This is a genomic window from Microbacterium sp. MEC084, from assembly GCF_004514465.2.
Taxonomy (GTDB): domain Bacteria; phylum Actinomycetota; class Actinomycetes; order Actinomycetales; family Microbacteriaceae; genus Microbacterium.
In genome coordinates this window covers 20,170-32,102 of sequence record NZ_MYFP02000015.1, presented here as the reverse complement: position 1 = coordinate 32,102, position 11,933 = coordinate 20,170, and the positions used below count along the sequence as shown (strand labels likewise).

Here is an 11,933-nt window from a genome sequence, read left to right as displayed (position 1 = left end):
CGGGTCAGCGGCGGCCGAGCTGCGTGGTGATCTCGGTGACCTGGTTGTAGATCGAGCGGCGCTCCTTCATGAGCTCGCTGATCTTCTTGTAGGCGTACATGACCGTGGTGTGGTCGCGGCCGCCGAAGAGCTGCCCGATCTTCGGCAGCGACAGGCTGGTGCGCTCGCGGCACAGGTACATCGCGATCTGCCGGGCCTGCGCGACGGCCTGCGACCGGCTCGAGCCGTACAGGTCGTCGACGGTGAGCTTGAAGTAGGCCGCGGTCGCCGTGATGATGTCGCTCTCGGACACCACGTTGTCCTCGGTCTGCTCCACGATGTCGCGCAGCACGTTCTGGGCGAGCTGGATGTCGACGTCCGACCGGTTCAGGCTCGCGAACGCCGAGACGCGGATGAGGGCGCCCTCGAGCTCCCGGATGTTGGTGGACACCACGGTCGCGATGTACTCCACGACGTCGTCGGGGATGTACAGCCGCTCGGACTGCGCCTTCTTGCGCAGGATCGCGATGCGGGTCTCGAGGTCGGGCGCCTGCACGTCGGTGATCAGACCCCACTCGAAGCGGCTGCGCATCCGGTCCTCGAAGCCCGTGAGGTGCTTCGGTGCCACGTCGCTCGTGATCACGACCTGCTTGTCGTGGTCGTGCAGCGTGTTGAACGTGTGGAAGAAGGCCTCCTGCGTCTCGGCCTTCCCCTGCAGGAACTGGATGTCGTCGATCAGCAGGATGTCGACGTCGCGGTACCGCGCGTTGAAGGCCGCGCCGCGGTTGTTCGCGATCGAGTTGATGAAGTCGTTCGTGAACTCCTCGCTCGACACGTACCGCACGCGCACGCCGGCGAACAGGCTCTGCGCGTAGTCGCCGATGGCGTGCAGGAGGTGCGTCTTGCCGAGCCCCGAGTCGCCGTAGATGAAGAGCGGGTTGTACGCCTTGGCCGGCGCCTCGGCCACCGCGACCGCGGCCGCGTGCGCGAAGCGGTTGGACTGGCCGATGACGAAGTTGTCGAACGTGTACTTCGGGTTCAGGCGCGTGTCGTTGCGGCTGGGCGTCTGGGACTCGGTCGGGTTCTCGGCGACGGGCCGCTGCGGCTGCGCGGGCTCGGGAGCGCCCAGCGTGGTCGAACCGAGCGCGGGCGGGAACTGCGCCTCCGAGAGCTCGGGGTTCACCGTGACGCGGAAGCTCTGGGCGTCGTCGCCGAGGCGGGCGAGCGCCTCCATGATCGGGTCGCGCAGGCGCTTGGTGATCTGGGCGGCCGTCAGGTCGTTCGGAACGGCGAGGTAGAGCGTTCCCCCCATCACTCCCTCGGGCACGACCAGGCTCAGGAAGCCCTTCATCTGCGGCGTGACGCGATCGTCGCCCTCGAGCTCGACGAGCACGGCACGCCAGACCGGGACATCCGGGATCCGCTGTCCGGGCGGAACGTCTTGCATGGACATGGCCCCCCTCATGAGTCCTGCACGATCCACAGGGGCATCCTTCCGGGCGGGATGTCGCGGCGCGACGGTGTGCGCGCAGCCTGTGGATAACTTCTGCAACGCTAGTCACCGGACGGCCCGACGGCAAATGTGTCGGCCGGCTGCGCGGAGCGGGGAGCGCGTGTCCCTGCCGGGCGCGGAGGGGCGCTGTGGAGATACTGTCAGGTTGTCGCCGGGTTTGCGCGAATCACAGGACCGGACGTACTCTAGGTCGGTTGACTTATGCCCTCGCAGCATTCCCGTACACATCCACGTCTCCGGCAGCATTCATCCGGTGACACCTTCTCCGGAGTGATTCCATGAGCAAGCGCACGTTCCAGCCCAACAACCGCCGCCGCGCCAAGAAGCACGGCTTCCGCGCCCGCATGCGCACCCGCGCCGGCCGCGCCATCCTGGCCGCGCGCCGCGGCAAGGGCCGCGCCGAGCTGTCGGCGTAACACCACCGCCACCTCGATCCTGGCCGTGCTCGCGAGGCCGAGACGCCTGACCCGCGGGGACGACTACCGGTTCGTCGTCCGTCGGGGGGCTCGGTGCGCGGGCGCCCACACGGTGACGCACGTCGTGCTGACGGCCGAGCCGCGCCCCGCGCGATTCGGCTTCATCGTGAGCAAGGCTGTGGGCAACGCCGTGACGCGCAACACCGTGCGGCGGCGCCTCAAGGCCGTGTGCGCCGAGGCGCTGCCCGACGTCCGCGAGGGCGCCGACGTGGTCATCCGCGCCCTGCCCTCCTCGGCCACGGCCTCGTACCAGGATCTCCGCAGCGAAGTGACGCGCTGTCTCGCCCGCAGGGGCGCACGTTGAGCGTGCTGCCTGCATCGGCGCGCGGGACTGCGCGTCTTCGCGTATCCGGGCTGGACGCCTCGGGCGCGGTGGCGGCGGTCGCGCTGCTCCCCCGGAACGCCGGGATCGCGCTGCTCCACGGCTACCGCGCGGTCATCTCGCCGATCTACGGCGACGTGTGCCGCTACTACCCCTCGTGCTCGGCGTACGCGGTGACCGCCGTGCAGCAGCACGGACTCGTGAAAGGATCGGTGCTCGCGGGAGCGCGCATCGTCCGCTGCCATCCCTGGGCGGCCGGCGGACAGGATGACGTGCGCCCGCACCCGGCCTTCCGCTTTGACCTGACTCCACACGGCTTCGTCGTGCCCCGTCGAAAGGACTGATCCCTCGTGGATTTCTTCGGAATCATCCTCTTCCCGCTCAAGTGGGTGGTCGAGCTCATCCTGGTCGCCTGGCACTGGCTGTTCACCGCGATCGGCCTGCCTGCCGCCGGCGGCATCACCTGGATGCTGTCGATCCTCGGCGTGGTGCTGGTCGTCCGTGCGGCCCTGATCCCGCTGTTCGTGCGGCAGATCAAGAGCCAGCGGGCGATGATGGAGCTCGCTCCGGAGATCCGGAAGATCCAGGACCGGTACCGCGGAAAGCGCGACCAGCTGTCTCGTGAGGCGATGAGCCGAGAGACGATGGATCTGTACAAGAAGCACGGCTCCAGCCCGCTCAGCGGCTGCTGGCCGCTGCTCGTGCAGATGCCGATCTTCTTCTCGCTGTACTACACACTGTCCGACGTCAAGCTGCACGCCCAGGCGGGCACGGGCGGCGTGGGCCTGCTCAACGCCGAGCTGACGCGCCAGTTCAACGACGCCAAGCTGTTCGAGCTCGCCCCGTTCCACCAGACGCTCGGCGAGGCGTGGGACCAGGGCGCGGTCGCGACGATCGTCATCCTGCTCGTCCTCGTGGTCCTGATGATCGCGACGCAGTTCATCACGCAGCTGCAGATCATCTCGAAGAACCTGTCCCCCGAGGCCAAGACCGGCCAGGCGTACCAGATGCAGAAGATCATGCTCTGGGTCATTCCGTTCGCGATGATCTTCTCGGGCGTCTTCTTCCCCCTCGGCCTGGTGCTCTACTGGTTCTTCAGCAACCTGTGGACGATGGGCCAGCAGTTCGTCGTCATCCGCGAGCTCCCCACGCCCGGCTCGGAGGCCGCGAAGGCCCGCGAGGAGCGCCTGGCGCGCCGCGGCAAGGCGCTCAACTCCAAGGGCAAGGTCGTCTCGATGGCCGAGTACGAGGAGGAGCAGCGCCGCCTGCTCGAGGAGGCGGAGCAGCGCAAGGCGCAGCAGCACAAGCGTCAGCAGCCCATGGGCAAGCAGCGCGCGAAGAAGAAGCAGGCGCCGAAGCCGGGGGGTTCGAGCAACCCGGGTGACGCCGCATCGCCGGAGGACCCGGATGAGGGCGCCGCTGGCCTTCCCGCCAAGTCGTAATCCCCTTCTGATCAGGCAATTTCCTTCCCGACCATCGAGGACGACCACATGAGCAGCACTTCCGTGACCGGCGACGCGCCCAGCAACGCCGAGCTCGAGGCCGAGGGCGACATCGCCGCAGACTACGTCGAGGGCCTGCTGGACATCGCCGACATCGACGGCGATCTGACGCTCGATGTGAAGCAGGGTCGTGCGTACGTCTCGGTCGAGTCGGATGACGAGTCGCTGTCCGTGCTGTCTCACCCCGACACGGTGCAGGCGCTCCAGGAGCTGACCCGGCTCGCCGTGCAGGCGAAGACCGGTCGGTTCTCGCGGCTCATCCTCGACATCGGCGGCTCGCGGGATGCCCGTCGCCGACAGCTCGAGAAGCTGGTCGACGCCGCGGTCGCGCGCCTGGACGAGGGTGCCTCGCAGGCGTCGCTCCCGGCGATGTCGAGCTACGAGCGCAAGCTCGTGCACGACATCGTGTCGGAGCGCGGCCTGACGTCGGAGTCGTACGGCGAGGGCGCCGACCGTCACACGGTCATCCGCCGCGGCTGATGACCGGCGTGCTCGAGCCCGAACCCGCGGTCGCCGCGGAGCTCTTCGGCGACCGCGTCGAGCTCGCGCGCGCCTACACCGCTGCGCTCGCGCAGCACGGTGAGAAGCGCGGCCTGATCGGCCCGCTCGAGCTGCCGCGGTTGTGGACGCGGCACATCCTGAACAGTGCGATCGCCGCTCCCCTGTTCCCCGCCGGCGGCATCGCCGGCGATGTGGGATCGGGCGCCGGGCTCCCGGGCCTGGTGCTGGCGATCGCGCGGCCCGACGTGCGCTGGGTGCTGATCGAGCCCATGGAGCGCCGCGTGGCCTGGCTCGAGGAGCAGGTCGGGGCCCTGGGGCTGGAGAACGTGGATGTCGAGCGTGCCCGCGCCGAGGAGGCCGGTCGCTACGAGGGCGTGCTGGACGCCGTGACCGCCCGTGCGGTGAGCGCCCTGCGGACGCTCATCCCCTGGACCGCTCCCCTGGCCCGCGACGGCGGCGAGCTCATCCTGCTCAAGGGCCACAACGCGCCGGCCGAGATCGAGGCGGCTCAGAAGCAGATCCGGAAGTTCAAGCTGTCGGACGTCCGCATGGAGGTGCTCGGCGAGGGAGTTCTCGCCGAGGAGACCCGCGTCGTACGGGCTCTCGTCCGCGCCTGATCCCTCGCCGTTTCACGTGAAACACACGTGAGGCTGCGGCGTGCTCACGTCCCGCCGCTCGTTGAGCGGAGAGAAGCGGAGTCGAAACGTCGCCTCCTTCGAACTAAGCGCACGTTTCACGTGAAACATACCCGTGCCTCGGCGATAGATGCAGACTGTGAGGGGAGTTTGAGGGCGTTTCGACTCCTCGCTGGCGCTCGTCGCTCAACGACCATGAGTACGCCAGACCCCGAGTTCCAAGACTGTGGGGTGGGTGGAGCACTTTTCGTCTCCGCTCCTTCGACGCTCCGCTCAACGACCTCACAATGCTGCGCGGGTGCCGTTTCACGTGAAACATCCGGGCTTGGGCGGTGGGGTGTCGACCGTGAGGGGAGCTTCAGGGCGTTTCGTCTCCTCGCTGGCGCTCGTCGCTCAACGACCATGAGTGCGCCGAACCTCGGTCGCAACGCCGTGGGGTGAGTACGTGCTCTCTCGTCGCTCTGCTCAAGGAGCTCACGGGGCTGCCTCGGTGCCGCTTGCTTGGGTCCTTGAGCGAAGCGAAGCGGAGTTGAGACGCCAGCAATCGCCTTCTGATGCTGTATCGTCCCCCTCCCTTGGGTTCACCCCCGGTCGTTGAGCGGAGCGAAGCGGAGGCGAAACGGGTCCAAGCTTGCGCCGGCGGTGTTTCATGTGAAACCTGCGCTTCCGCGAGGGGAGCTGACCGCGAGGACGGCTTCAGAGCAGTACGACGCAGTGGCGACGCCGGGGGGCGGGACAGGTGCGTTTCGTCTCCGCTCCTTCGTCGCTCCGCTCAACGACCTGACAAGGCAGCTGCGGTGACGCTTCCTTGGCTGTTGAGCGGAGCCGAAACGCGTCCAAACTCGCTTCGGTGGCGTTTCGCGTGAAACATCAGGCTCGGCGAGGTTCGCCGACCGCGAGGGGAGCTGACCGCGAGGACGGCTTCAGAGCAGTACGACGCAGTGGCGACGCCGGGGGGCGGGACAGGTGCGTTTCGTCTCCGCTCCTTCGTCGCTCCGCTCAACGACCCGGCGAGGTTGGCGGTGTTTCACGTGAAACATCCCGGGACGGTAGCGTGAGGAGCATGATCCGGCGGGTCGGGCTCGTGGTGAACCCCACGGCGGGGAGCGGGCGGGGACGCCGGGTCGGATCCGCAGCAGCCAGGGCGCTCATGGACGCGGGCGCGGAGGCCGTCTCGCTCTCGGCCCTCGATGCAGTCGAGGCGCTGGCGAACGTGCGATGCGCGGTCGCCGAGGGCCAGATCGACGCGCTCGTGGTCGTCGGGGGCGACGGCATGGTGCATCTGGGCATCCAAGCGCTGGCGGAGACCGCTCTCCCCCTCGGTATCGTCCCCGTGGGGTCGGGAAACGACTTCGCGGCGTCTGCCGGCCTCCCCCGATCCACCGACAGTGCGATCGAGGCCGTGCGCGCGGGGGTGCTCGCGGGGACGTCGACGAGAGCTGTCGATCTGCTGCGGGTGAGCGGCCCAGGCGTGACCGGGGGCGAGCGCTGGGTCGCTGGTGCGGTGTCGGCAGGGCTGGACGGCGCTGTGAACGCCCGTGCCAACCGTCTGCGGTGGCCTCGCGGCTCGTCGCGCTATGTGTTCGCCGCTGTAGCGGAGATCCTGGTGTACCGCGCCTGGGGCTACGACGTGACGGTGTTCGACGAGCGCGGCGCGGTGCAGCTGGAGTGGCGGAGCGACGGGGCGCTCGTCACCGTGGCGAACGCACCGCGAATCGGCGGAGGAATCGCGGTGGCTCCGTCCGCCCGCGTCGACGACGGAATCCTCGACGTCATCCTCGCGGCCGACGTCGGTCGGCTCACTGCCGCGCGCATCTTCCCCGCCATGCTGATGGGCCGGCACCTGCGGTCGGCGCACCTCACGGCGACGCCGGGCCGCACGGTCGAGATCGCGGCAACCGGCGCTCGGGACTCGTGGCCGGCGGTCTTCGGTGACGGTGAGCTGATCGGCACGCTTCCCGTGCGTGTGGAGCTGTGCCCCGGCGTCCTGCGTCTGCTGGGGTGATGTTTCACGTGAAACTCTCTCCATCGACGCGTGCGTCATGACCGGCCGGGCTCATCTGTTCCCGGTCTGGAAACATCGGGCGACACGCCGGGACGTGTCCGTGGGAGAGGTTAGGGTGGAGAGACCGGCCGGCTCGCGAAGGGAAGAGTGTTTCACGTGAAACAGTCCGAGAAGGCGGCGTCGTTCGCACTCCCCGACGACACTCCCCTGGCTCGCGAACTGGCCGATCTCTCGGCTCGTCGGCGCGCGCTGGCGGACGTCCAGGTCGAGTTCCCGGGGCGCACCCGGATCATGACGATCTCGAACCAGAAGGGCGGAGTCGGCAAGACGACGACCACGGTCAACATCGCCGCGGCCCTGGCGTCGCTCGGTGGGCGTGTGCTCGTCATCGACCTGGACCCGCAGGGCAACGCCTCCACGGCGCTCGGCATCCCCCACAGCGCGGACATCCCGAGCATCTATGACGTCCTGATCGACGGGTTCCCCATCTCGGACGTGGTGCAGAAGAGCCCGGAGTCCGACACCCTGTTCTGCGCCCCCAGCAACATCCACCTGGCCGGCGCCGAGATCGAGCTCGTGACACAGGTCGCACGCGAGCAGAGGCTGAAGACCGCGATCGACGAGTACCTCCGAGATCTGGACACCCCGCTGGACTTCATCCTGATCGATTGCCCGCCCTCGCTGGGTCTGCTGACGATCAACGCGTTCACCGCGGCCGAAGAGGTCTTCCTGCCGATCCAGTGTGAGTACTACGCGCTGGAGGGCCTGAGCCAGCTGCTGGGCAACATCACCATGATCCAGAAGCACCTCAACCGCGGCCTGCGACTCTCGACGATCCTGCTGACCATGTACGACGCGCGCACCAAGCTGTCGCAGCAGGTCGCCGACGAGGTGCGCTCTCACTTCCCCGACGAGGTTCTGGGGACACTAATTCCCAGGTCAGTGCGAATTTCCGAGGCTCCGAGCTTCGGTCAGACAGTGATCGCCTATGACGGCAACTCGGCGGGCGCGATCGCGTACCGCGAGGCCGCCGTGGAGATCGTGCGACGCGGCGACGGTATCGCCGAGAAGAAGGAGTCCTGATGGCGAAGCGGACAGGTCTGGGACGCGGGATCGGCGCCCTGATCCCCACGGCCGAGTCGAGCGAGGCGCGCCCCGTCGACGTGTTCTTCCCCGGGGGGTCGCTCAAGAAGGCCGACGAGGCGGCGGAGCAGGTCGCCGCGCAGGCCGCGACGGCCACGGCGGTCGCCGAGCGCGAGCCGGAAGAGGACCTCGTGGCGGTGCCCGGCGCCCGCCTGGTGCACATCGACCCTCACAGCATCGTTCCCAACCCGCGTCAGCCGCGCACACACTTCGACCCCGAGGACCTCGCCGAGCTGGTGCACAGCGTGCGCGAGTTCGGAGTGCTGCAGCCGGTCGTGGTGCGCGACAAGGGCGACGGGACCTACGAGCTCATCATGGGCGAGCGGCGCACGCGGGCCTCTCGCGAGGCGGGGCTCACGGAGATCCCCGCGATCATCCGCGACACGTCCGACGACGCGCTGCTGCGCGACGCGCTGCTCGAGAACCTGCACCGCTCGCAGCTGAACCCCCTGGAGGAGGCCTCGGCCTACCAGCAGCTGCTCGAGGACTTCGGCATCACGCAGGACGAGCTGGCCAAGCGGATCGGGCGTTCGCGTCCGCAGATCAGCAACACGATCCGACTGCTGCGGCTGCCGGTTCCCGTGCAGCAGCGCGTGGCGGCGGGCGTGCTGAGCGCGGGGCACGCGCGGGCCATCCTGTCGCTCGAGGACGCCGAGGCGATGCAGCGACTGTCCGAGAAGATCGTGAACGAGGATCTCTCGGTGCGTGGCGCGGAGGCCGCCGCGAAGACGATCGCCGCCGAGGAGCCGGGTTCGCGAGCACCCAAACCGCAGCCGGGCGCGCGGCGGGCGTTCCTCAACGACGTGGCGGAGCGCCTGGGAGACCGCCTCAACACCAGGGTCAAGATCGACCTGACCTCGCGCAAGGGTCAGATCAAGATCGACTTCGCAACGATCCAGGACCTGAACCGCATCCTCGCCGAGCTCGGCGAGGAGGGGTACGGAAACTGACGCGCCGGTTCACCCGGTAGGCCACTCCCCCGCGGACGTCAAGTCCCTGGGGCGGTCGGCCGCATCTCCGTAGCGTGGCACGCGACATCGACCACGCGAAGGAGGCTGCCTTGACCGACACCCTGAACCAGTCCGACCCGCGCGAGCCCTCGGGCGAGTTCCCCGAGCAGGAGCAGCCCACCCAGCCGGGGCTCACGAGCGAGATGGACCCGCAGCCCGACCACGGCGAGACCAGCTGGCAGGGCCGGGAGCGCCTCGTCGGCCGGAAAGCCCTGATCACGGGAGGCGACTCCGGGATCGGCCGTGCGGTCGCGATCGCCTTCGCCCGGGAGGGCGCCGACGTCGCGATCGTGTACCTGCCCGAGGAGGAGGAAGACGCGCAGGTCACCGAGCGCCATGTGCGCGAAGCCGGCCGCAAGGCCGTGCTGCTGCCGGCCGACCTGACCGAGGAGCAGGCCTGCATCGAGGTCGTGTCGGCCGCGCGCGACGAGCTCGGCGGCCTCGACATCCTCATTCCGAACGCGGCATATCAGCGTCAGCGTGAGGGTGTGGACACGCTCCAGGTGTCCGAGATCGAGCGGACGTTCCACACGAACCTGATCTCGGCGATGGTGCTCGCGCGCGAGGCCGTGCCTCACATGTCGCCTGGGGCATCCATCATCGTGACGACGTCCATCCAGGCGTCGCAGCCGTCCTCGGGCCTGCTGGACTACGCGATGACCAAGGCCGCGCAGGTCGCGTTCATCCAGGCGCTCGCCACCGAGCTCGGGCCCAAGGGCATCCGCGTGAACGGCGTCGCCCCCGGGCCGATCTGGACGCCGCTCATCCCGGCCACGGGATTCCCGGCCGACAAGGTCAAGGAGTTCGGGGCCGATACGCCGCTCGGCCGGGCGGGCCAGCCGGTCGAGCTCGCCGGGGCATACGTCTACCTGGCCAGTGACGAGGCGTCGTACACGTCCGGCGCCGTGCTGCCCGTGACGGGCGGGAAGGGGTTCTGACATGCCGAACCGCAGCATCAAGGACGAGGAGCTCTACGAGAAGCTCCGCGAGGAGGGCAACTCCAAGGAGAAGGCCGCGCGCATCGCGAACGCCGCCGCCCGCGACGGGCGCGAGGACGTGGGCGAGCGCGGCGGCAGCGCCGAGAACTACGAGGATCGCACGGTCGACGAGCTTCGCGATCGGGCGAAGGAGCTCGGCATCGAGGGCGTCTCCAAGCTCAAGAAGGACGAGCTGATCGACAAGCTCCGCAACCACTGACGGGGGACGGGTGAGAGAAGAGGGCGCTGGGGCGGATCGACCGCTCCAGCGCCCTCCCACGCGGGATCGTCAGTCGCGACCCAGCTGCCTCGCGATCTCCGCGTCCACCGCGCGGATCGTCGTCGTGTCGACATCCGGGATCGCGGCCTCGAAGCGAGCCTGGCGGCGGCGCAGCCAGAATCCGCCGATCAGGAGCAGCGCCAGCGCGACGTAGATGACGATCGAGACAGGGCTGCGGACCAGGATCGACGGGTCGCCCTGACTGATCGCCATCGCCTTGCGCAGCTGCTCCTCGGCCATCGGCCCCAGGATGCCGCCGACGACCATCGGTGCGACGGGATATCCGTGGCGGCGCATGAAGAAGCCGATCACACCGAGCAGCAGCAGCACGGCGATGTCGAAGACCTGGAAGTTGGCGGCGTAGGCCCCGAGGCCGGCGAAGACCAGGATCCCCGCGTAGAGATACGGCCGCGGGATCTGCAGCACCTTCGCCCACAGGCCCACCAGCGGCAGGTTCAGGACCACGAGCACCGCATTGCCGATGTAGAGGCTCGCGATGAGCGCCCACACGAGCGCGGACTGATTCTCGAACAGCAGCGGGCCGGGCTGGATGCCGTAGGTCGTGAACGCCGAGATGATGACTGCCGCGGTCGCGGTGGTCGGGATGCCGAGCGTGAGCAGCGGCACGAGAACGCCCGCCGCCGCGGCGTTGTTCGCGGCCTCCGGGCCCGCGACGCCCTCGATCGCTCCCTTGCCGAACTGCTGCCGATAGGGCTCGCGCGTGAGCTTCTTCTCGGTGGCGTACGACAGGAAGGTCGCGACGTCGGCGCCGCCCGCCGGGATCGACCCGATCGGGAACCCGATCGCGGTGCCGCGCAGCCACGGCTTCCACGACCGCTTCCAGTCGCTCTTGGACATCCACGACCGCCAGCTGCCCGACACCGGGCGCACGGGCGGCGTGCTGTGCCGCAGGCGGGAGCCGATGTGCAGCGCCTCGCCGACCGCGAACAGGCCCACGGCGATGATCACGACGTCGATGCCGTCGCCCAGGTTGGGAATGCCGAACGTGAAACGGGCCTGACCCGTCAGGGTGTCGGTGCCGACCAGCCCGAGGAAGAGGCCGACGGCGAGCGACACCATGCCCCGCACGGGGCTGCCGCCCAGCAGGGCGCCGATCGTGAGGAACGCGACGATCATGAGCGCGAAGTAGTCGGCCGGCCCGAAGGTCTTCGCGAACTGGGCGATCCCGGGCGCGAAGAAGGTGAGGCCGACCGTCGCGAGCGTGCCGGCGACGAACGACCCGATCGCGGCGGTGGCGAGCGCGGCGGCCGCGCGACCCGCGCGCGCCATCTTGTTGCCCTCCATCGCCGTGACGATCGAGGACGACTCCCCCGGTGTGTTGAGCAGAATCGACGTCGTCGACCCGCCGTACATGCCGCCGTAGTAGATGCCGGCGAACATGATGATCGCCGACGTCACGTCCAGCGTGTAGGTGAGCGGAAGCAGCAGCGCCACCGCCATGGCGGGCCCGATGCCGGGCAGCACGCCGACCGCCGTGCCGAGCAGCACGCCGAGGAACGCGTACAGCAGGTATGCGGGCTGGATCGCGGTCGCGAAGCCCTCGAGCAGCAGATTCAGACTGTCCATGGG

13 protein-coding genes are annotated in these 11,933 nt (G+C 68.9%); 11 read left to right on the top strand and 2 right to left on the bottom strand.

The window, feature by feature from the left end; all coding sequences use genetic code 11:
- Window positions 1-4: 4 nt before the first annotated feature.
- Complete coding sequence (gene dnaA, locus B5M43_RS11780; protein ID WP_055988799.1) at window positions 5-1,426, bottom strand: chromosomal replication initiator protein DnaA; 1,422 nt, start codon at window positions 1,424-1,426, stop codon at window positions 5-7.
- Between the two features lie 344 nt (window positions 1,427-1,770).
- Between dnaA and rpmH the strand changes: the two genes are divergently transcribed.
- From rpmH to B5M43_RS11725, 11 genes are all read left to right on the top strand, one after another.
- On the top strand, window positions 1,771-1,908 hold the full coding sequence (gene rpmH / locus B5M43_RS11775) for a 50S ribosomal protein L34 (protein ID WP_055988770.1): 138 nt from the start codon (window positions 1,771-1,773) through the stop codon (window positions 1,906-1,908).
- A 25-nt stretch (window positions 1,909-1,933) separates the two neighbouring features.
- On the top strand, window positions 1,934-2,272 hold the full coding sequence (gene rnpA, locus B5M43_RS11770; RefSeq protein ID WP_055988769.1) for a ribonuclease P protein component: 339 nt from the start codon (window positions 1,934-1,936) through the stop codon (window positions 2,270-2,272).
- Between the two features lie 50 nt (window positions 2,273-2,322).
- Window positions 2,323-2,634 carry a membrane protein insertion efficiency factor YidD gene (gene yidD / locus B5M43_RS11765; RefSeq protein ID WP_230668011.1) on the top strand — a complete coding sequence of 104 codons (312 nt, stop codon included), beginning with the start codon at window positions 2,323-2,325 and terminating at the stop codon, window positions 2,632-2,634.
- Window positions 2,635-2,640: 6 nt separating this feature from the next.
- The gene (gene yidC, locus B5M43_RS11760) at window positions 2,641-3,732 is read left to right on the top strand and encodes a membrane protein insertase YidC (protein WP_055988768.1); all 1,092 of its coding nucleotides are present in this window, start codon (window positions 2,641-2,643) and stop codon (window positions 3,730-3,732) included.
- 48 nt (window positions 3,733-3,780) lie between these two features.
- The gene (locus tag B5M43_RS11755; protein ID WP_055988767.1) at window positions 3,781-4,272 is read left to right on the top strand and encodes a R3H domain-containing nucleic acid-binding protein; all 492 of its coding nucleotides are present in this window, start codon (window positions 3,781-3,783) and stop codon (window positions 4,270-4,272) included.
- On the top strand, window positions 4,272-4,910 hold the full coding sequence (gene rsmG, locus B5M43_RS11750; protein WP_134746412.1) for a 16S rRNA (guanine(527)-N(7))-methyltransferase RsmG: 639 nt from the start codon (window positions 4,272-4,274) through the stop codon (window positions 4,908-4,910). The genes B5M43_RS11755 and rsmG overlap by 1 nt, the downstream gene beginning before the upstream one ends.
- 1,081 nt (window positions 4,911-5,991) lie before the next feature.
- Window positions 5,992-6,933 (top strand): diacylglycerol kinase family protein, encoded by a 942-nt coding sequence (locus B5M43_RS11745; protein ID WP_134746602.1) that lies wholly within the window; start codon window positions 5,992-5,994, stop codon window positions 6,931-6,933.
- 156 nt (window positions 6,934-7,089) lie between these two features.
- Window positions 7,090-8,016 carry a ParA family protein gene (locus B5M43_RS11740; protein ID WP_055988797.1) on the top strand — a complete coding sequence of 309 codons (927 nt, stop codon included), beginning with the start codon at window positions 7,090-7,092 and terminating at the stop codon, window positions 8,014-8,016.
- Window positions 8,016-9,026: a ParB/RepB/Spo0J family partition protein gene (locus tag B5M43_RS11735; protein ID WP_134746600.1), complete on the top strand. Its 1,011-nt coding sequence runs from the start codon at window positions 8,016-8,018 to the stop codon at window positions 9,024-9,026. The genes B5M43_RS11740 and B5M43_RS11735 overlap by 1 nt, the downstream gene beginning before the upstream one ends.
- A 110-nt stretch (window positions 9,027-9,136) precedes the next feature.
- Window positions 9,137-10,024, top strand: a complete 888-nt coding sequence (locus B5M43_RS11730) for an SDR family oxidoreductase (RefSeq protein ID WP_230668005.1) — start codon at window positions 9,137-9,139, stop codon at window positions 10,022-10,024.
- Window position 10,025: 1 nt separating this feature from the next.
- Window positions 10,026-10,283 (top strand): Rho termination factor N-terminal domain-containing protein, encoded by a 258-nt coding sequence (locus B5M43_RS11725; protein ID WP_055988762.1) that lies wholly within the window; start codon window positions 10,026-10,028, stop codon window positions 10,281-10,283.
- Between the two features lie 69 nt (window positions 10,284-10,352).
- On the opposite strand, the gene B5M43_RS11720 is transcribed toward B5M43_RS11725, so the two are convergent.
- Window positions 10,353-11,930 carry a tripartite tricarboxylate transporter permease gene (locus tag B5M43_RS11720; protein ID WP_134746598.1) on the bottom strand — a complete coding sequence of 526 codons (1,578 nt, stop codon included), beginning with the start codon at window positions 11,928-11,930 and terminating at the stop codon, window positions 10,353-10,355.
- Window positions 11,931-11,933: the final 3 nt, after the last annotated feature.

Excerpts from the sequence above, each read along its gene's own strand:
- B5M43_RS11720 (WP_134746598.1), bottom strand. The coding sequence starts at position 11,930 with ATGGACAGTCTGAATCTGCTGCTCGAGGGCTTCGCGACCGCGATCCAG.
- B5M43_RS11735 (WP_134746600.1), top strand. The coding sequence starts at position 8,016 with ATGGCGAAGCGGACAGGTCTGGGACGCGGGATCGGCGCCCTGATCCCC.
- B5M43_RS11725 (WP_055988762.1), top strand. The coding sequence starts at position 10,026 with ATGCCGAACCGCAGCATCAAGGACGAGGAGCTCTACGAGAAGCTCCGC.
- dnaA (WP_055988799.1), bottom strand. The coding sequence starts at position 1,426 with ATGCAAGACGTTCCGCCCGGACAGCGGATCCCGGATGTCCCGGTCTGG.
- B5M43_RS11745 (WP_134746602.1), top strand. The coding sequence starts at position 5,992 with ATGATCCGGCGGGTCGGGCTCGTGGTGAACCCCACGGCGGGGAGCGGG.
- rsmG (WP_134746412.1), top strand. The coding sequence starts at position 4,272 with ATGACCGGCGTGCTCGAGCCCGAACCCGCGGTCGCCGCGGAGCTCTTC.
- B5M43_RS11755 (WP_055988767.1), top strand. The coding sequence starts at position 3,781 with ATGAGCAGCACTTCCGTGACCGGCGACGCGCCCAGCAACGCCGAGCTC.
- rpmH (WP_055988770.1), top strand. The coding sequence starts at position 1,771 with ATGAGCAAGCGCACGTTCCAGCCCAACAACCGCCGCCGCGCCAAGAAG.